Below are 18,693 nucleotides of genomic sequence, written 5' to 3'. Positions count from 1 at the left end.
GCCTCGGCCAGCTCGCGGGCGAACGCGGCGCGGTCGGCGGCCGAGGCGAAGCGGATCTCGCCGTCGATGGCGAAGGTCGCGACCTTCTGGCGCGCTTTGGCCGCCCCGGTGATCAGCTGCCCGACGTCGCGCACCAGCCGGGAGGCCACCGCCAGCAGCCACCGCGCCGACAATTGGTCGGGCGCCCGGGAGGGATCGGGCTGCACCGGGGCGAGCGCGACCGGCGAGATGACGTAGGAGGCGGCGGTGGCGCGCATCACGCGCTCGGTCACGTTGCCCTTGCGCCGCTCTTCCACCAGCTCGACCAGCCCGTACCGCTCAAGGGTCTTGAGGTGGTAGTTCACCTTCTGCCGCGGCAGGCCGACCTTGGCCGCCAGCATGGTGGCCGACCCGGGGACGGCCAGCTCGGCCAGCAGACGGGCCCGCACCGGATCGAGCGAGACCTCGGCCGCCGCCGGATCCTCGATGACCGCCACATCCAACATGCCGCAACACTCCCAGCGACCAGATTCGCCCGTCAAGGCGGCCCCGCCCCGTCCCGGAGCGGCGTGCCGTCCCCATGGGACCGTCCCCAGAAGCGTAGTCCCGCCCCCGCCGCGAAGGCCCGCCGGGACGAGCCCGCGACGCCATGATCACCTCGCGCCGGCCGGCGCGGGGGGCTCTGCTAGGTTCTTGCCGTGGACCGGGGCATCGTCAGGCGCGCCCGCGTGGCCATCGCCGTGACCTTCGCGGTGCACGGCGCGGTGTCCGGCTCTTTCGCCACCCGCATCCCCTGGCTGCAGGAGCATCTGGGCGCCGGTCCCGGAGAGCTCGGGCTCGTCCTGCTCGCTCCGGCCGTCGGCTCGCTGGTCACGATGCCCATGGTGGGGCGGTTCGCCCACCGCGTCGGGGTCCGGCCCGCCACCCGCCTGCTGATCGCCCTGTGGTGCGTCATGCTCGCCCTGCCGGCGCTCGCGCCGGGTCTGGCCCTGCTGTGGGTCACCCTGCTGGTGTACGGCGCGGTCGCGGGCATGTGCGACGTGGTGATGAACGCGCAGGGCATCGAGGTCGAGCAGCGGCTGGGCCGTTCGATCATGCCCGGCCTGCACGGAATGTGGAGCGTCGGCGGGCTCGCGGGCGGCGCGGTGGGGGTGGCGGCGGCGCACGCCGGAGTGGACGCCCGCGTCCACCTCGCCGCGATGGCCGCGGTGCTGCTGGTCGTGGGCGCGGCGGCCGGGCCATGGCTGCTGGACGTGCGCGCCCCAGCGGGTCAGGACGCTCCGGCGCGGTTCGTGCTGCCGTCCCGGCCCCTGCTCGTGCTGGGGGCGGTCGGCTTCTGCGCGGTCTTCGGGGAGGCGGCGGCCCAGGACTGGTGCGCGGTCTACCTTCGGCAGGTCACCGGCACCTCCCCCGGCGTCGCGGCGTTCGCCTACACCGGGTTCGCCTTCACCATGGCCGCGGGGCGACTGGGCGGGGACCTGGTGGTACGCCGCGTCGGCCCGGTCGTCTCGGTGCGCCTCAGCGGGCTGCTCGCCACGGCGGGCGGGGTGCTGGTCGTGGCGGCGCGCACCCCGCCGCCCGCCATCGCCGGGTTCATGCTGATCGGGCTCGGGGTGGCCGTGGTGGTGCCGCTGGTGTTCGCGGCGGCCGGCAACGCCGGGCGCACGCCCAGCGAGGGCGTCGCCGGGGTCGCCACGATCAGCTACAGCTCGGGCTTCGTCGCGCCGAGCATGATCGGCGGGGTGGCGTCCGTCACCAGCCTGCCGATCTCCTTCGTCCTGGTGACCGTGGCGATGACCGCGGTGCTCCTGGGCGCCGGCTCACTGGCTCGGCGCCCGCCCGCAGAGAACACCGACCGCGCCGCCGCCTGAGCGGACCCGCGCGCCGGGCGCCACGCCGGGGCGGGGACGCGGTGGGGCGGTCAGCCGGCGGGGTGCTCCTCGATGGCGACGCGGTCGGGATAGAAGGCGAGGTGGCCCTCGATTTCGGCGACGGCCGGGTAGGGGGTCTCGTAGGTCCAGATGGCGTTGACGCCCTTCTCACCGCCTTCGGCGAGGCTGTAGTAGGAGGCATCGCCCTTAAAGGGACAGTAGGTGGCGTGTTCGGTGCGCTCGAGCCGCCCCATGTCGACGTCCTCGCGCGGGATGTACTGCACCGGCGGGTAGTCCGCCTCGCGCAGGGTCAGGGCGTCACGGGTGTCGGCCAGCACGCGCCCGCCCGCCGACACCACGACGCGGCCGGGAGTGCGCTCGACGGTGATGGGGTGGTCGGGGCCTGGTGTCAGCACCGGCTTGTCGGCCATGGTCGTCTCTTCTCCGTTGGGCCGTGCCGGCGACCGGCCGTCGGGCCGCTCGGGGAAGCCGGGCGCGAAGGGCGGTGACCGGCCCCGTCTCCGGTCGTCCGTCCCATTCTCACCGCCCCGCCGACCACCGTGTACCACCGGCCGTCCCCGCCGGGGCCGGTGCGCCGTGCCGGCGCCGCCAGGGCCGGAGCCGGGCGGCGGCGGCCGGAACCCCGGATTCACCGGATCCGCGCCAGAGTCGCCGGATTCGCCGGCGCCGAGTCGCACGGCGGGCTCAGGAGCCGCCAACGGGACCGGGCCGGACGGGCGGACCAGGCGTCGCCGCGGCGAAGGTGGACAGGAACTCGTCGAGCGCGCGGCCGAACTCGGCGGGCGCCTCCAGGTTCGGCATGTGCGCGGCGCCCTCGATCACCGCCAGCGTCGAGCGCGGGATGCGGCGGTGCATGAACTCGGCGTCGGCGACCGGGGTGAACTCGTCGTGGCGTCCCACCACGACCAGCGCGGGCACCGCGACGGCGGCGAGCATGGCGCTGTAGTCGGGACGCTCGGCCCGGCCGCGCAGCGCCGCGGCCGCGCCCTCGGCGGGCGCGTCCCGCATCATCCGAAGCACGTGGGCGGCGACCTCGGGCATCGTCGCGATCGTGGAGGGGGCCACCATCTTGGGCAGCACCTCCTCGGCGTAAGGGCGCATGCCCTCGGCGAGGAGGCGGTCGGCCATGGCGTTGCGCGTCCTCCTGCCCTCCTCGGTCTCCCCTTGGGCGAAGGTGTCGGCCAGGACGAGCCCGCGCACGCGGCCGGGGAACAACCGGTGGAACTCCAGCACGATCTGGCCGCCCATGGACAACCCGCCGATGACGGCCTCGTCCACCCCCAGGTGGTCCATCAGGGCGGCGATGTCCCGGGCGAAGACCGCGAGCGGCGTGATGCCGAGGACGACGGTGCTGCCGCCGTAGCCGCGCAGGTCGGGGACGATGACCCGCCATGCCGGGCCGGCGAGGCCGGCGACCTGCGGCGCCCACATCGACCGGTCGAACGGGTGTCCGTGGACCAGCACCAGTGGGGCCCCTTCGCCCTCGTCGTCGTAGGCGACGGTGATCCCGTTGACCTCGGCCGTCGTCCCCATCGCTGCTCCCCTCCCACGGCGCCCGTGACGTCCGGGCCTGGCCGCGATGCTAGGTGGGACACGTCGATCGGTGCAATAGGGTAAATTGCCCTCGGTGCAATGTTGACTTCGTATCGATAGGGGTCCGATGGAGGACTACCGGGTGATCGCCGACGCCGTGGCCGCCGACATCGCCGCCGGCCGGCTGCGCCCGGGCGACCGGCTGCCGCCCCAGCGGCTCTTCGCGCGGCGGCGCGGCATCGCCGCCTCCACCGCCGGCCGGGTGTACCAGGAGCTCGCCAAGCGAGGCCTCGTCGCCGGAGAGGTGGGCCGCGGGACGTTCGTGCGCGCCCCGGGCCGCTCTCCAGGCAGCGCCCTGGTCGAGCCGGGCGGGTCGCGCGTGGACCTGGAGCTCAACTATCCGGTGGTGCCCGGGCAGCCGGCCCTGCTGGCCGGAAGCCTGGGCGGCATGCTGCGCCCGGACGTGCTCGGCTCGGCGCTGCGCCCGATGCCCGCACAAGGGACGGCCGCGGCCCGGGACGCGGCCGCCGGGTTGCTGGCCCGGGGCGGCTGGCGGCCCGACCCCGCCCGCGTGCTGTTCGCCGCCGGCGGGCGGCAGGCGATCGCCGCGGCGATCGCCGCGCTGGTGCCGCCGGGGGCGCGGCTCGGCGTCGAGGCCCTCACCTACCCGATGGTCAAGACGATCGCCGCCCGGCTCGGCGTCACCCTGGTCCCGCTGGCCTGCGACGAGAAGGGGCTGGTCCCGGAGTCGCTGGCCGCCGCCCACCGCGGCGCCCCGCTGCGCGCGGTGTACCTCCAGCCGACCCTGCACAACCCGTTGTCGTCGACCATGCCCGCCCACCGGCGCCAGGAACTGGCCGAGACGCTCGGCGACCTCGGACTGCACGCCATCGAGGACGCCGTCTGGGCGTTCCTGCACGCCGGTGACCAGCCGCCCCTCGCGGCGCTGGCCCCCGAGCGCACGATCCTGCTCGACAGCCTGTCCAAGCGACTGGCCCCGGGGCTGACGGCCGGCTTCGCGGTCACCCCCGCCGGCCTGGCGGCGCCGATGGCCGCCGCCCTGCGGTCGGGGGCCTGGACGGCGACGGGTTTCGCGCTGGAGGCCGCCGCCCGCTGGACCATCGACGGCACCGTCGACGCCGTCGTGCTGGCCAAGCGCGAGGACGCCGCGGCCCGCCAGCGCCTGGCCGCCCGCGCCCTCGCGGGGTTCGCCGTGCGCGCCGACCCCCACGGCTACTACTGCTGGTGGGAGCTGCCGCGCCCCTGGCACGCCGAGACCTTCGTCGCCGCCGCCGCGCGCCGGGGCATCGCGGTCACCCCGGCCGCGTCCTTCGCCGCGGGGCCGCACGGCGCGCCGCCCGCCGTCCGCGTCGGCCTGGCCTCACCGCCGCCGGAGGTGCTGGCAGGCGCCCTGGAGGAACTGGCGGCCCTTGGGCGGAGCTCCCCCGAGGACGCCCTCACCGACTGAGCCGCCGGGGGCTTTACCGTCCTTTGACACCGGCGTCCCGGCTGGCTAGCGTGAACGATCGGCCACGGACGACAGCGGCTTCGAGCAGGCGTCCATGTGCAGGGCGCCGGCGGTCCCGGCGCCCATCCGGTGGGCAGACCGCCCGAAAGGAACGCGATGTCCTCCGCTCCCCTCCACGCCGCCGAGGTGCACCACAGCCACAGGGACGTGACCGGCGGCTGGCTGCGGCCGGCGGTGTTCGGCGTCATGGACGGGCTGGTGTCCAACGCCTCGCTCATCGCCGGGGTCGTGGGCGGCGGCGCCGGGGCTCACACCGTCACGATCGCCGGCCTCGCGGGCCTGGTCTCCGGAGCCTTCTCCATGGCCACCGGCGAGTACACCTCCGTTCGTTCGCAGACCGAGATGACGCTCGCGGAGATCGACGTCGAGCGCCGGGAGATCGCCCGGAACCCCGAAGCCGAGGAGCGCGAGCTCGCGGCGCTGTACGAGTCCCGCGGACTCTCCCCTGACCTGGCCCGCGAGGTGGCCCGCCAGCTGCACCGGCACGACGAGGTCGCCTGGCGGGTGCACGCCCGCGAGGAGCTCGGCGTCGACCCCGACGACCTTCCCTCGCCGTGGAAGGCGGCCGGGTCCTCCTTCCTGGCCTTCGCGCTGGGCGCGCTGGTGCCGCTGCTGCCGTTCCTGTTCGGCGTCGGCTCGGTGGCCGTGGCGGTGGCGCTCACCGCGGTGGCGCTGTTCGCCACCGGAGCGCTGGTCGCGCGGCTCACCAGCCGCTCGCCGCTGTTCGGCGGCGCCAGGCAGCTCGCGCTCGGCGCGGCGGCGGCCGCGGTCACCTTCGGCGTCGGCCATCTCGTCGGCACGGTGGTCTCCTGAGCGACGGCCGTGACCAGGCAGCCGCCGCTCGGGACGGTGGCGCATGCCGGAATCGTGGGGACTCCGGGGTGGCCCCGGGAGCACTCTGGGGTGACTCGCACCCCCTATGACCGGCCAATCTTTCGTCATCACCCCCGATTCCCGTCTATTGTTTCGACGTGCCGATGAACGAAAACGACCCGCGAAGCGCCCTGCCGGCTCTCCGGCCCGACCGCTCGGTCCTCGTCCTCGCCCCTCCCGGGGATGAGCCCGGCCACTGGGTCGGGGCCCCGAGCTCCGTCCACAGCGATGGCGTCTTCTACCTCGCCTACCGCCTCCGGCGGCCGATCGGCGAGGGACGCGGCTACGCGGTCCGCGTCGCGCGCTCCCTGGACGGCGAGCGGTTCGAGCCGATCTACACCATCACCCGCGAGGAGGCCGACACCGAGTCCCTGGAGCGTCCCGCGCTGGTGCGCACGCCCGAGGGCCGGTGGCGGCTCTACATCAGCTGCGCCACCCACGGCACCAAGCACTGGCGCGTCGAGGTGATGGAGGCCGCCGACCCGTCGGCGTTCGACGCCGCCCAGCGCAAGGTCGTGCTGCCGGGCGACCCCAAGACCGCGGTCAAGGACCCGGTGATCCTCCACCGCGACGGCCAGTGGCACCTGTGGGCCTCCTGCCATCCCCTGTCGGACCCGGGCGAGGAGGACCAGATGGTCACCGACTACGCCACCAGCGCCGACGGCCTGGAGTGGACCTGGGAGGGCACGGCGCTCAGCGGCCGTCCGGGCTGCTGGGACGCGCGGGGCGCCCGCGTGACCTCGGTGCTGCACGCCGGCGACACCGTCCTGGCCACCTACGACGGACGGGCCACCGCGGCGGAGAACTACGAGGAGCGCACGGGGCTGGCCATCGGCGCCTACTCCACGCTGGCCCCGGTGGGCACCGAGCCCATCGCGGAGTCCCCCTACGGCGGCCTGCGCTACCTGGACATCCTGCCGCTGCCCGACGGCCGGCGGCGCGTGTACTACGAGATCACCAGGGAAGACGGCTCGCACGAGCTGCGCACCGAGCTGCACTGACCTCACTGCACTGACCTCACTGCACCGACCTCGCGGCACCGACCTCGCGGCGGGGCCGCACCCGGCTCCGCACCGCCCGCGGGGCCCGCACGGCGGCCGATCACGGCGTCAGGGGACCCGCGCGGCCGGCCGGTGGCGGCGTCCCGCCGGGGTCGCGGGCTCAGTGCACGCGCCGGCCGGTGATGGGGTCCCGCCGGAGGCGCGGGCTCAGTGCACGCGCGGGCGTCCGTTGCGCGCCTGCCCCTGGCCGGGGGGCCGGTCGCCCATCAGCCCGCCCGAGCGGTCACGGGGCCGCAGCCAGTCGCCGAACTCCTCCCCCGTGACCTCCTCCAGCAGCGCGATGTCGTCCCGGAACCCGGGGATGAGCGCCTGGCGCTGCTCCCAGCTCAACGGGCGGCGCGGACGGCCGCTGTCCTGCAGCGTCTTCTCCAGCGGCTCGGTGAGCCGGGCCGCCAGCGAGCCCGGCAGATGGCGTCCCAGGGTCGCGCCGGCGCGCATCAGCCGCGACAGCGCCCGGTGGCGCAGCGTCGGATCGGGATGGGCGGTCACGTTCTCGCGGGGCACCTCGGCGACCAGCCCCGGCTCGACGCCGAGGAACAGGCAGATGCGGTCGAGGGTCGCCGCCGGCTCGTCCACCAGGTCGCGGTAGCGGAACACCAGGACGTTCTCCCGGGGGAACAGGCCGAACAGGTGCTCCAGCTGCTCGCCGTACCGGCCGAGCGCCACGTAGTGCCAGAACGCCGACCATCCGGCGGCGATGCGGCGCTCCTCCTCGGCGCAGGCGCGCACGACGTCGCCGACCGGCTCCAGGCCCGCCGACCACAGGTGGGTCCAGTTGGAGTGGGCGCGCTCGACGGGATCGCGCAGCACGACGATCAGCCGGGCCTCGGGGAGCAGCGCGTGGATGCGCCGCTGCGCCTGCCGGTCGTACAGGTAGAAGGGGGTGGACTCCCCCTTGAGCGCGCCCGGCGGGGCCGGGTCGAACAGCGCCTCGTAGTCCGTCCTGCGCCAGACGTGCTCTTTGAAGGTCTGGGCGTCTCCGGGCCCGCCCCGATCGGGCGGCGGCCCGTCGGTGAGGAAGAACTTGGGCTCTTTGACGGCGGACATGAAGATCCCCGGATGCCGCGCGAGCGCGGCGTGCAGAGCCGTGGTGCCCGACTTGGGGGCTCCGATCACCAGGAAGTCCGGTAGGGCCACGCGATCTCCTTGGTCAGATCACACCACCGATCATCATACCCCCCTTAATGACTAGGAAATAGGGATTTAAACGTCGCATGCCAGATCCCTGCCCGATGATCTCCCCGCGGGACGGACGATCTCCCCGGCGCGGGCCGGGGAAGGCGGTGACACGGCCCGCACAGACGGAGGGCGAAAGTCCAGGTTGAGGGCGAAGCCCAGGTGGCCGCCCCGCCGGCGATCGCCCCCCGGCCGCCACGCCAGGGCCGGGCATCGCGCCGCCCGTGGGACGGCGCGAAAGCGGGTCAGTCCAGGCGGCGGCCCAGGTAGGCGGCCAGGCGGTCGGCAGGGGCCGCGCCGTCGGGCACCGGGCGCTCGGGGGCGAACGAGCCGCCGGGCGTGCGGGGCAGGCCGCCGTAGATCTCCCGCACCGACGGCATGAGCGCCTCGGCGACGTCGGGGACCAGGTCGGCCGGGCGGCCGATCGCCCTGGCCAGGTCCCAGCCGTGCACGGTCATCTCGATGAGGACCTGCTCCACCAGCCGCCAGCCCGGTGCGGGCCCGAACCGCTCGGCCAGCATGCCCGGCCGGCGGAAGGCGGCCATCGTGGCCTCGGCGGCGGCCCGGAAGGCGGCGACGTGGTCGCCGCCGAGGTGGTCGCCGGCGAAGTCGGAGCGAGGGGCGCCTTCGGCGAGGCCGGCCCACAGCAGGTTCTCCCAGACCAGGTGGTCCAGCAGCGCCCGCACATCCCATCCCTCGCACGGAGTCGGGTCGGCCAGCCTCCCGGGCGGCACGGCGGCGACCAGCTCCCCCACCTTCGCCAGCACACGGGCGCAGTCGCCGACGATCCCCTCCGGGCCGGCGTCGCCCACCGTCCCCGCGGCCGTTTCGGGGCGGTCGCCGGTGATGGCGGGCGCCGCGTCCTGCTCACCGGGCGCGGGGGCCCGACCCTCTTGCCGGAGGAGGGCGGCGATGCGGGCCTCACGGGCGCCGGGCTCGGGATTGGTGCGCAGTGCGGTCGTCAGCCACCGGCCCGCGGCCGCGATGCTCGGCCGCACCGGCAGGCCGTTGATGACGCACATGAGCTGCCAGTACCGCTCCAGGCGAGGGTCGGCGGCGTTCTCCAACTGTTCCAGCAGCATGCGGCGCGCCTCGGCGCCGTCCTGGTCCGGAGTGCCGGGAACGCGGACCTGGGTGGGGAGCCAGGCGGCGACGACGGCGGCCACCACCGGCTCGGCCGCCGGCGAGTCGGCTGCCGAGCCCGCCTCCATGGCGGCGCTCACCTGCCCGACCCACAGATCGGTGACCCGCTCCACCTCCCGCAGGTCCTGCTCGTCGTGCTCGCGAAGCGCGTGCCGCGCGGCGTACTCGGCCATGCGCCGCATGCCGGCGGCCAGTGCCGGGTCCTCCAGAAGCTCGCCGAGCTCCAGCCAGGCGTCGATCTGCTCGGGGGTGGGCTCGGGCGGCAGCTCGGGCAGGGCCGCGAGCAGCCCCTCACGATAGCCGGGGGCGTCGGCCTCCCCCACGGCGTCCGCCACGAACTCGCGGACGACGGCGTTGCGCTCGGCGGCGGACAGTCGTGCCAGCCTGGTCATGAGAGTGAGCCTTTCGGTGGCCGTTCTACCGGAGGTGATCGATCGCAGCACCGCCTGCTGCGACCTCAACGTGCGGATCCGGACCTCCAGCGCGTCGGCGTGGACCGCCGCCACCTCGGTCAGATCGCGCTCGCGGGCGACGACGTCCCTGATCGCGGCCATGCCCAGCCCGAGATCGCGCAGCGCGCGCGCCAGTTCGAGCCGGGCGACCGCGTCGGGGGCGTAGAGCCGGTACCGGGCCGCCGTGCGGTCCGCCGGCGGCACCACACCGATGTCGGACCAGTGGCGGATCAGCTTCACCGGCATCCCGGTGCGCTCCGCCAGCTCTCCGATGCTCAGCAACCTCTCGTCATCGCCACGCACCGGACCACCTTCGGGTCTCCCACAGTGGGAGAGTCAAGCCTCAGGCCGTGGTCGTCTCGCGGTGCCGGTTCAGCCGCTCGTGGTAGTCGGCGTCGCGCGGGCCGTGGGGGTCGGCGTGGACGGTCGCCGCGCGAAGGCGCGCCACCTGGTGGATGAGCCGGTGCTCGGCCTCGACGGCGACCGCGTGCGACTCCACGAGCGACAGGTCGTGGTCCACCTGGATCTCCACCTCGGCCCGCAGCGTGTGGCCGATCCACCGCAGCCGGACGGCGCCGACCCCCCGCACGCCCGGGGTCTGCGACAGGACGCGTTCGGCCTGGTCGAGCAGGGCGGGATCGACGGCGTCCATGAGACGGTGGTAGATCTCCCGGGCCGCGTTCCGCAGCACCAGGGCGATCGCCAGGGTGATCAGCAGGCCGATGATCGGGTCGGCGATGGGGTAGCCGAGCGCCGCTCCGCCCGCGCCCAGCAGCACGGCCAGGGAGGTGAAGCCGTCGGTGCGCGCGTGCAGGCCGTCGGCGACCAGGGCGGCCGAGCCGATCTCGCGGCCCACCCGGATGCGGTAGCGGGCCACCCACTCGTTGCCCAGGAAGCCGACCAGCCCCGCGCCCGCGACCCAGCCGAGCTGGCGGACCTCCTGCGGGTCGAGCAGGCGCTGGATCGCCTCGTAGCCGGCCAGCACCGCCGAGGCGGCGATGATGACGACGATCACCAGGCCGGCGAGGTCCTCGGCCTTGCCGTAGCCGTAGGTGAACCTGCGGGTCGCCGCCCGCCGTCCGAGCCAGAACGCGATGCCGAGCGGGACGGCGGTCAGGGCGTCGGCGAAGTTGTGCAGGGTGTCGCCGAGCAGCGCCACCGAGCCGGAGAAGGCGACGATCACCGCCTGCACGACGGCCGTGACCGCCAGGATCGCGAAGGACAGCCCGAGCACGCGGATGCCCCGGCTGCTGGACTCCAGCGCGGTGTCGGTCTTGTCGGCGCTGTCGTGGCTGTGCGGAGTGACCAGATGAGCCCCGAAAGCCACCAGCCGCCCGAGAAGCCCCTGCCTACCCCCGCCATGCCCATGCCCATGCCCGTGCCCGTGCCCGTGCCCATCCTGCTCCGCGTTCGCAGGCTCTTCCGCGTGCCCGTGCTCATGGCCGTGCTCATGGCCGTGCTCAGTGCCGTGCTGAGTGCCGTGCTGGCGGGCGTGCTCATGGCCGTGCTCATGCCCGTGCCCGTGCCCGTGACCGTGCTCCTGATCGGTCACGGGGTCGGGTGCCGGCTCCCCGGACCCCGCAAGGCCGTGCTGTTCTCCATCGCCATGGCTCTGCCCGCGTTCGCGTCCGTCCGCGGGCCGGTGCCGGTGTCCATGCTGGTGTTCGGGGTCATGCCGGTCGAGCCCGCCGGGGGATGAAGGGCCGGACTGCTGGTCAGACATGGCTGCCTCGCTTGCGGACGGGGATTCTTGCGTGGAGTATATGTAGTCATGTACGCACGCGACAACGAATCAGGTGCACATCCGTTGCACCAGCAACCGACTTCCTCTCAGGTCGACACGGCCGTCGAGGCGTTTCGCATGCTCAGTGACGGCACACGCCTTCGGCTGATGTGGATTCTGGTCTCCGGTGAGTACGACGTCTCCTCGCTGGCCGAGCTCATCGGTGTCGCGCGTCCCTCGGTCTCCCAGCACCTGGCCAAGCTGCGTCTGGCCGGGCTGGTCGACACGCGGCGGCACGGGCGTCGCGTCCTTTACCGCGCCCGCGACGCGCACGTCCGCCGGCTGATCTCCGAGGCCCTGTTCCACGCCGACCACGAGGTCTCGGGCATCCCCCGCCACGAGACCTGACGACGCCCGCCCGGCCTGCGGCACCCGCGAACAGGCGGCGTCCGTAACCGGACCGGACGGCGCCGGCCCGGCCGGCCGCATCCACGAACAGGCGGCGTCCATCCCCGGACCTGACGGCGCCCTGGTCGTCGGCGCAGCAGCCGCCGTGCTCAGCCGAAGGCGTCGGCGAGCGCCTGGGCCTGGGCGTAGGACGGCAGCCCGGCCGCCACCACCTCCTCGTGCGCGGCCGCCCACGCCAGCTCCACCGCGTTGTGCAGCGCCGCCCGGAACAGCAGGGAACCGCAGCTCACCCGGCGGACCCCGAGCTCGCGCAGGCGCGCCACGGACGGACCACCCGGCGTGAACAGGATGTTGAGCGGAGCGTCCACCCCCGCCGCGAGCGCGGCGATGGCGGGCTCGTCACCCGCACCCGGGACGAAGACGCCGTCGGCCCCGGCGTCGCGGTACGCCCGCACCCGCTCCAGGGCCACCGCCAGAGGTCCCCGCCACGCACCCTCCGGGTCACCGGACCAGCCGGGCTCGGTCGCCGCGAACCAGAAGACGTCGGTCCGCGCGTTGACGAACAGCCCGGGGACGACGTCCTTGATCGCCGCGATGAGGGCGCACTGGCGGTCCCGCCCGGCCAGGGTGCCGCCTGGGCGGCCGTCCTCGATGTTCAGCCCGGCCACGCCCGCCTCGGCCAGTTCGGCGGCCAGCGCGGCGACCTCGCCCGGGTCCTCGCTGAACCCCCCTTCCACGTCCACGCTGATCAGCGCCGGCAGCCGGGCCAGGCCCGCCGCCAGGCGCATGGTGTCCTCGCGGGTGGCGCCGGCGGCATCGGGCTTGCCCGCGGCGGCCGCCACGCCCAGGCTGGTGGTGCCGAGGGCGGTGAACCCGCGGGCACCAGCGCCGCCGCCGAGGCGTGGTCCCAGGCGTTGGGCAGGAACAGGGGTCGCTCGCCGTGGTGCAGGGCGCGGAACTCCTCGAAACGGTCGATCTTCGCGTTCAACGGACGCGACCTCCGATCACAGTGGGTACAGAACGCGCCGGAGGAGATCCCGATCCCGCACGGGCGATCACGCACGGGCGGGAGCCGCCTCCGCGGCGGAGACGATCAGCCCTCACCGGACCCGCACCTCCAGCCGCAGCGGGACGCGCAGATTCGCGGAGAGCCCGTGGACCGTGCCGCCTCCGGCCCGCTCGCAGCGGGGCAGCAGCACCTCCAGCACGCCGCACGCCAGCGCGAGGCCGTGGTCGGATCCCGGGCACGACCGCGGACCATGGCCGAAGGCGAGGTGTGCGGTCGTCCGCCGCGCGGGGTCGAAACGGCCGGGATCGGGGAACACCCGCGGATCGCGCTCGGCGGCGGCGAGGTCCAGAAGCACCACCGTGCCCGGCGGGACACCGCGTCCCGCGATCTCGGCTCCGGCGGTGGCCACGCGCCGGGTGGACCGCACCGGCGGGTCACGGCGCGCCGTCTCGGCGACGAGCCATTCGACCGGCCACCCACCCCGGCCCCCACCGCCCCCGGACTCCACCGACCGCTCCCCCATCCGGCTACCGGCCTCCGCCACTACCGGCCCCTCTCCCCATCCTTCGTCGCCCTCCGTCCCGACCGGCCGGTCAGCGGACCTGTCACCGGCTCCCGGCTCCCCTGGCGGCCGCTTGGGCGCGGGCGGTGGAGGCAGGGCCGCGTCGAGGGTGTTGCCGATCAGGCCGGCGGTCGCGTCGCACGCTTGGACCAGCAGACCTATGCGCGCGGCGACCGCCTCGGGGTCGCCGGGGCCGAGCAGGGCGACCAGAGCGGACACCGCCGCGTCGGCTTCGCCATTGTCCGCGGCGCCGCCCCCCGTACCCGGGTGGTAGGCCGCCGCGACCGCCGAGACGGCGCTGACGAAGTCCCCTACGCCGTCCGGACGCGCCGGATCGAGCCCGGCCACGCCGAGCGCACCGCCGAGCACGCCGATCGGGACCGTGCGCGCGATCGACGCCATGACGTCGAACGCCTCATCCCCGGCATCCTCGACCACGGCGGCCGTCCAGTCCCGGGCCGCCGCGCGCAGGACCGAGGGTTCCATGCGGCGCAGGTCGGCAGCGACCATGGCCCGCCGGCGCCGGTGCCGGGGTCCGTTGCTGAACCGTGCCACGCCGGCCCGCAGCCAGGCGACCGTCCCGGGGGCAGCGTCGTCCGCCGGGACGGTCGGGACGACGAAGCGTGGGTCGGCCAGCACGGCGCACACCTCGGCATGACCGCTGACCGTCACCTCGGCATGACCGCTGACCGTCACCTCGGCATGGCCGGCGGCCGTGACGGCCGAATCGTCCGGCGGCCGGCCGGGCTCGTGACCGGGCGCCAGGGGCGCGGGTTTTCCACCTGTGGCGACGGCCCGCCTGGGCGAGCCGTCCACCTGCGAGAACTCCATGCCCCGACGCTAGGGCCGCGTCGTTTCACCCGGCGTCGAAACGTCGCGCCGGGGCCGGAGAACGGTAGGGCACCGGACGCCGGCGTATCCCGCCGCCCCATCAGGGGACCCGGACGAATCGGACGGCGGGGCCCGGGGCCTCTAGGGCCAGGTGTAGTTGAGCTCGCGCTCGAACTCGACGTAGCCGGCGCGGCGGAAGGCCCTGGCCATGGGCACGTTGCCGAGGTCGGTGGAGGCGCGGACGCGCGGCACGCCCTCGGCGGCCAGGATGCGGGTGCCCTCGGCGAGCAGGTCGTCGATGTGGCCCTTCCCCCGGTGCGCCGGAAGCACCCCGATGTAGGCGATGATCGGGTTGTAGGAGTTGTGCGCCGGGATGACGAAGCCCACCGGCTCACCGCCGGGCGTCGTGGCGACGCGCCACCACTCGCGCGGGCTCTGGTAGCGCTCCAGCTCCTCCTCATACTGCTGGACGGCCGCCTCCCGGGGGGTCATCCGGGTCAGCTCGTCCCGGCTGTGGGCGTCCAGTGTGCCCTCGAGCACCTCGGTCATCAGCTCCACGAGCTCCTCGCGGCCCGCCACCGGCCGGAACGCCAGGCGCCCGCCGGGCTCGGCGATCGGGGTTCCCGGTCGCCAGTTCAGCCGCAGCCGCTCCACGAACAGCCGGGCGCCGGTGAGCTCCAGCGCGGCGACCCTGGTCTCGACGACCCGGCTCGCCACCGGATCGTCACGCCAGCCCGGCGGGACGTACCGGATGTACTCCGGCGGGCGGGCGCCCTCGGGCAGCACGTGCTCCATGGCGGTGCGCAGCAGCCGCACGCCGTCGTCACCGCTGGTCGCGACGGCGCCGCCGCCCGTGCCGGCCGGATGCGCGGTCGCGTCCGGGGCGGCGGTGTCCGCGGCCACGTCGAAAATGTCGAGCAGGAAGGGAGCGGGGTCGCCGGGACGGCTCCACCAGGCGAGCCGGGCGGTCGGCCGGTCGCCCCGCAGGGCGACCCACATCCAGCCGGGCCGGCGCCTGCCGGTCCGCAGGTCGTCGGCCAGCTCGCGGTCGAGCATGTAGGGCAGGCGGGTGAAAAGATCGAGTTCTTCCGGCCCGGTGATCGGGCGCATGGTCAGGTCTTGCGGTACAGCGGTCACAACACTCTCCTGTGGAGGCGCGCCCGCACGGTTTCCGATGGTCAGCGCCGGTGCGCGACCTCGGAGGACACGAGCGCGGTGATCTTGGTGGTCATCGCCTCTTCCCTCCTCTCGTCTCAACGGGCCCGCCGACGTCCGGCCCGGCCCCGGCCGCAATTCCTATCGGTACGCGCGCCCGCCGCGCAACGGCTTTTCCCGTGCCGGGCGGGTCAGTGCCCGGTGAGGGTGCGCGGGGTGGCGTGGTCGCCGGTTCCCGCGGTGAGCCGCAGGTAGGCCTCCTCCAGGGAGGCGCCGCGGGGGGACATCTCGTGGACGGCGATGCCGTGGCGCGCGGCCAGGTCGCCGATGGCGGCCACCTCCATCCCGGTCACCGACAGGCCGCCGCCAGGGTCGTCCGCGACGACGCCGCCCGCCTCGGTGAGCACCGCGGCCAGCTCCGCCGTGCGGGGCGAGCGCACCAGCACCCCCTGCCCGTAGCGGCCGGCGAGCTCGGGCACGGAGGTGTCGGCGATCAGCCGGCCGCGTCCGACGATGATCAGCCGGTCGGCGGTCAGCTCCATCTCGCTCATCAGGTGGCTGGACAGCAGGATGGTGCGCCCCTCGGCCGCCAGACCGCGCATCAGCTCCCGGATCCAGCGCACCCCGTCGGGGTCCAGGCCGTTGACCGGCTCGTCGAACAGCAGGACCTCCGGGTCGCCGAGCAGCGCCGCGGCGATGCCCAGCCGCTGCTTCATCCCGAGGGAGAAACCGCCGGCCCGCCGCCGGGCGACACCGGCCAGCCCTACCTGTTCGAGCACCTGCGCTACGCGGGCCTGGCCGATGCCGTTCCCCCGGGCGAGCCATCTGAGGTGGTCCAGGGCGCTGCGCCCGGGGTGCAGTGCCGCCGCGTCGAGCAGCGCGCCGACCGTGCTCATCGGGCGCCGCAGGGAGGCGTACGGGCGGCCGCCGACGAGCGCCGCGCCGGAGGTGGGGGCGGCCAGGCCGAGGACCAGGCGCATGGTGGTGGACTTGCCGGCGCCGTTCGGCCCGAGGAAACCGGTCACCTGCCCGGGCCGTACCTCGAAGGACAGCCGGTCGACGGCGAGGGCGCGGCCGTACCGCTTGGTCAGTTCTCTCACTTCGATCACCGTGCCAGGCTGCCGCGAGGACACCGCGCGGCGCATCGTCCCTGGGCCGCGATCCGGCGGCCCCGCCGCAGGCGTAGCGCGGGGCCCGCGGGCGGCCGGCGTCCGCCCGGGGGATGACATCCCCCGGCAGGAGGTGCCGGGCCGGCCGGCACCGGTAGCCTGCGGAGGTGGACGACGCGGAGACCCAGGCCGAGAAGGCGGACCTGTGGCCGTCTCCCGGCCCGGGAGGCTCCGGCGCGGCCTGGTCGCCGCCCGCACGGGGCCGGTTGGTCAGGCTGGACGCGTTCGCGGCGGCCGGGTACACCTTGCTCCTGCTGGGCATCGTCCTGGCGCGGCACTCGGCGCCCGGCGCCGCTGTGCCGGTGGTGCAGTGCCTGATCGTCGCCGGCATGGGAATTCCCCTGGCGGTGCGGCGGCTGTGGCCGGTGCCGGTCTTCTGGGTTGCGCTGACCGCGACCGTGTCGTCGCTGTTCGCCGGGATGGTCAACGATGCCTTCGCCGCGGCCGCCTTCGCGCTCTACATGGTCGCGCTCACCCGTCCGGGGCTGCGCTGGGTGCCCACGCGGACGATCGGCGCGGTGAGCGCCGTCGTGATCGCCGGCTCCACGATGGCCGGTCCGGTCGGCTGGGGGACCGACGGCTTTCCGTTCACCTCCGTGCTGGTGGGCCTGCCCATCATGGGCGGGGCCTGGACCGTCGGCCGCGCGGTGCGGGAGCGCCGGCTGTACGTGCGGCGCTCGGCGAACGAGCTCGCGCGCCGGGCGGTCGCCGAGGAGCGGCTGCGCATCGCCCGCGAGTTGCACGACGTCGTGGCGCACAGCATGACGCTGATCACCGTGAAGGCGGGCGTGGCCGACCACGTGGCCGAGGCGCGTCCGCAGGAGGCCCGCAAGGCGCTGCGCGAGATCGAGTCGGTGAGCCGGGGCGCGCTCGTCGAGATGCGGCACATGCTGGGCGTGCTGCGCTCGGAGGGCGACGGGGAGCCGGCCGACCTGCTCCCGGCGCCGGGCCTTTCCGGGCTGCCCGAGCTGGCCGAGCGGGCGGCGCAGGCCGGAGTGCGGGTCGAGCTCGACGTGGCGGGGGCCGACGGCCTGCCCGAGGGGGTGGAGCTGTCGGTCTATCGCATCGTCCAGGAGGCGCTGACCAACGTCGTGCGGCACGCCGCGCCCGCGCACTGCCGGGTGCGGGTACGCGGCGGCCGGGGTGAGGTGCGGGTGGAGGTCGTCGACGACGGGCCTGGAGCCCGGGTGCTGCCCGGCACGGGCGGGGCCGGCGGCGGCCACGGCCTGGTGGGCATGCGCGAGCGGGTGGTGATGTACGGAGGGTCCTTCGACGCCGGCCCGCGGCCCGCGGGGGGCTTCGCGGTCACCGCCACCCTCCCCTACGGACCGCCGCCGGCGGGAGCGGGCGGCGCGGCGGAGGGGCCGGCTCCGGAGCCGGCGGACGGAGTGGCGTGGTGAGCGGAAAGGTGGACGAGCGGGTGGGCGAGATCGCGGCGGAGATGGCGCGGGGCGGTCCGGGCGCGGCCGGCGGCGGGGACATCCGCGTCCTGGTCGCCGATGACCAGGCGCTGCTGCGCGGCGGCTTCCGGCTCCTGATCGAGACCGCGCCGGGCCTCACGGTCGTCGGCGAGGCCGGCACCGGCGCCGAGGCGGTCGAGCTGGCCCGGTCGGAGCGTCCCGACGTCGTGCTGATGGACGTGCGGATGCCCGAGATGGACGGCATCGAGGCGACCCGCCGCATCTGCTCGGACCCGCGGATCTCCGGGGTGCGGGTGCTCATCCTGACCACGTTTGACCTGGACGCCTACATCTACGCGGCGCTGCGGGCGGGGGCCAGCGGCTTCCTGCTGAAGGACACCCGGCCGGCCGACCTGCTGGCCGCCGTGCACGTGATCGCCTCGGGGGAGGCGCTGCTCGCGCCCACCGTGACGCGGCGGCTGATCGCCGAGTTCACCCGCAGGCCCGAGCCGGCCCGTACGCTGCCGCGCCGGCTCGACGGCGTCACCGAGCGAGAGCGCGAGGTGCTCACCCACATCGCCCGTGGGCTGTCCAACAGTGAGATCGCCGAGCACCTGCACCTCAGCCAGGCGACGGTGAAGAGCCACGTGGGGCGCCTGCTGGCCAAGCTCCACGCCCGTGACCGCGCCCAGCTCGTCGTGGTCGCCTACGACAGCGGCCTGGTCACCGCCCCGCCCGCCGGTTAGCGCGACCCCGGGCGACTTCGCCCGGCCGCGCGCAGTGGCGGGATACGGGCAGA

18 protein-coding genes are annotated in these 18,693 nt (G+C 74.9%); 8 read left to right on the top strand and 10 right to left on the bottom strand.

Annotation, left to right across the window (positions count from 1 at the left end; translation table 11 throughout):
- Nucleotides 1-485, bottom strand: a 485-nt coding sequence (locus ABZU32_RS36520) for a helix-turn-helix domain-containing protein (RefSeq protein WP_354930166.1), incomplete at its 3' end; no start/stop codon positions are given.
- Nucleotides 486-677: 192 nt separating this feature from the next.
- Between ABZU32_RS36520 and ABZU32_RS36515 the strand changes: the two genes are divergently transcribed.
- Entirely contained in the window at nucleotides 678-1,850 is a 1,173-nt protein-coding gene (locus ABZU32_RS36515; RefSeq protein WP_354930163.1) for an MFS transporter, read from the top strand.
- Nucleotides 1,851-1,900: 50 nt separating this feature from the next.
- On the opposite strand, the gene ABZU32_RS36510 is transcribed toward ABZU32_RS36515, so the two are convergent.
- Together ABZU32_RS36510 and ABZU32_RS36505 are read right to left on the bottom strand one after the other, a co-directional pair.
- Nucleotides 1,901-2,281: a DUF427 domain-containing protein gene (locus ABZU32_RS36510; RefSeq protein WP_354930160.1), complete on the bottom strand. Its 381-nt coding sequence runs from the start codon at nucleotides 2,279-2,281 to the stop codon at nucleotides 1,901-1,903.
- Nucleotides 2,282-2,555: 274 nt separating this feature from the next.
- Nucleotides 2,556-3,404 (bottom strand): alpha/beta hydrolase, encoded by an 849-nt coding sequence (locus ABZU32_RS36505; RefSeq protein ID WP_354930157.1) that lies wholly within the window; start codon nucleotides 3,402-3,404, stop codon nucleotides 2,556-2,558.
- Between the two features lie 127 nt (nucleotides 3,405-3,531).
- On the opposite strand from ABZU32_RS36505, the gene ABZU32_RS36500 reads away from it, so the two are divergent.
- From ABZU32_RS36500 to ABZU32_RS36490, 3 genes are all read left to right on the top strand, one after another.
- Nucleotides 3,532-4,872 (top strand): PLP-dependent aminotransferase family protein, encoded by a 1,341-nt coding sequence (locus ABZU32_RS36500; RefSeq protein ID WP_354930154.1) that lies wholly within the window; start codon nucleotides 3,532-3,534, stop codon nucleotides 4,870-4,872.
- A 156-nt stretch (nucleotides 4,873-5,028) separates the two neighbouring features.
- Nucleotides 5,029-5,745: a VIT1/CCC1 transporter family protein gene (locus tag ABZU32_RS36495; protein WP_354930151.1), complete on the top strand. Its 717-nt coding sequence runs from the start codon at nucleotides 5,029-5,031 to the stop codon at nucleotides 5,743-5,745.
- A 164-nt stretch (nucleotides 5,746-5,909) separates the two neighbouring features.
- Nucleotides 5,910-6,806, top strand: coding sequence for a hypothetical protein (locus ABZU32_RS36490; protein WP_354930174.1), 897 nt, complete (start codon nucleotides 5,910-5,912; stop codon nucleotides 6,804-6,806).
- A gap of 207 nt (nucleotides 6,807-7,013) precedes the next feature.
- Here ABZU32_RS36490 and ABZU32_RS36485 read toward each other — a convergent pair whose 3' ends face one another.
- The 3 genes from ABZU32_RS36485 to ABZU32_RS36475 all read right to left on the bottom strand — a co-directional run bounded on the left by ABZU32_RS36485 (nucleotide 7,014) and on the right by ABZU32_RS36475 (nucleotide 10,964).
- On the bottom strand, nucleotides 7,014-8,003 hold the full coding sequence (locus ABZU32_RS36485) for a sulfotransferase (RefSeq protein ID WP_354852684.1): 990 nt from the start codon (nucleotides 8,001-8,003) through the stop codon (nucleotides 7,014-7,016).
- A gap of 284 nt (nucleotides 8,004-8,287) precedes the next feature.
- Nucleotides 8,288-9,940 (bottom strand): TIGR03086 family metal-binding protein, encoded by a 1,653-nt coding sequence (locus tag ABZU32_RS36480; protein ID WP_354930148.1) that lies wholly within the window; start codon nucleotides 9,938-9,940, stop codon nucleotides 8,288-8,290.
- A 40-nt stretch (nucleotides 9,941-9,980) separates the two neighbouring features.
- A complete protein-coding gene (locus ABZU32_RS36475; RefSeq protein ID WP_354930145.1) occupies nucleotides 9,981-10,964 on the bottom strand; it encodes a cation diffusion facilitator family transporter in 984 nt (327 codons plus the stop codon).
- On the opposite strand from ABZU32_RS36475, the gene ABZU32_RS36470 reads away from it, so the two are divergent.
- The gene (locus ABZU32_RS36470; RefSeq protein ID WP_354930142.1) at nucleotides 10,947-11,336 is read left to right on the top strand and encodes a hypothetical protein; all 390 of its coding nucleotides are present in this window, start codon (nucleotides 10,947-10,949) and stop codon (nucleotides 11,334-11,336) included. The genes ABZU32_RS36475 and ABZU32_RS36470 overlap by 18 nt on opposite strands.
- Before the next feature lie 108 nt (nucleotides 11,337-11,444).
- Nucleotides 11,445-11,768 carry a metalloregulator ArsR/SmtB family transcription factor gene (locus ABZU32_RS36465; RefSeq protein ID WP_354852697.1) on the top strand — a complete coding sequence of 108 codons (324 nt, stop codon included), beginning with the start codon at nucleotides 11,445-11,447 and terminating at the stop codon, nucleotides 11,766-11,768.
- A 149-nt stretch (nucleotides 11,769-11,917) separates the two neighbouring features.
- On the opposite strand, the gene ABZU32_RS36460 is transcribed toward ABZU32_RS36465, so the two are convergent.
- The 4 genes from ABZU32_RS36460 to ABZU32_RS36445 all read right to left on the bottom strand — a co-directional run bounded on the left by ABZU32_RS36460 (nucleotide 11,918) and on the right by ABZU32_RS36445 (nucleotide 16,434).
- Entirely contained in the window at nucleotides 11,918-12,610 is a 693-nt protein-coding gene (locus ABZU32_RS36460) for an isocitrate lyase/phosphoenolpyruvate mutase family protein (protein WP_354930139.1), read from the bottom strand.
- A 258-nt stretch (nucleotides 12,611-12,868) separates the two neighbouring features.
- Entirely contained in the window at nucleotides 12,869-14,170 is a 1,302-nt protein-coding gene (locus ABZU32_RS36455; RefSeq protein WP_354930136.1) for a cytochrome P450, read from the bottom strand.
- Between the two features lie 141 nt (nucleotides 14,171-14,311).
- Nucleotides 14,312-15,307, bottom strand: a complete 996-nt coding sequence (locus tag ABZU32_RS36450) for a GNAT family N-acetyltransferase (RefSeq protein WP_354930133.1) — start codon at nucleotides 15,305-15,307, stop codon at nucleotides 14,312-14,314.
- 209 nt (nucleotides 15,308-15,516) lie between these two features.
- Nucleotides 15,517-16,434: an ATP-binding cassette domain-containing protein gene (locus ABZU32_RS36445; protein ID WP_354930130.1), complete on the bottom strand. Its 918-nt coding sequence runs from the start codon at nucleotides 16,432-16,434 to the stop codon at nucleotides 15,517-15,519.
- Nucleotides 16,435-16,601: 167 nt separating this feature from the next.
- On the opposite strand from ABZU32_RS36445, the gene ABZU32_RS36440 reads away from it, so the two are divergent.
- Together ABZU32_RS36440 and ABZU32_RS36435 are read left to right on the top strand one after the other, a co-directional pair.
- The gene (locus ABZU32_RS36440; RefSeq protein WP_354930127.1) at nucleotides 16,602-17,894 is read left to right on the top strand and encodes a sensor histidine kinase; all 1,293 of its coding nucleotides are present in this window, start codon (nucleotides 16,602-16,604) and stop codon (nucleotides 17,892-17,894) included.
- Between the two features lie 41 nt (nucleotides 17,895-17,935).
- Entirely contained in the window at nucleotides 17,936-18,640 is a 705-nt protein-coding gene (locus tag ABZU32_RS36435) for a response regulator transcription factor (RefSeq protein WP_354930171.1), read from the top strand.
- Nucleotides 18,641-18,693: the final 53 nt, after the last annotated feature.

This window comes from Sphaerisporangium sp. NPDC005288, assembly GCF_040607475.1.
Classification (GTDB): domain Bacteria; phylum Actinomycetota; class Actinomycetes; order Streptosporangiales; family Streptosporangiaceae; genus Sphaerisporangium; species Sphaerisporangium rhizosphaerae.
This window is presented reverse-complemented; position numbering and strand designations above follow the sequence as displayed.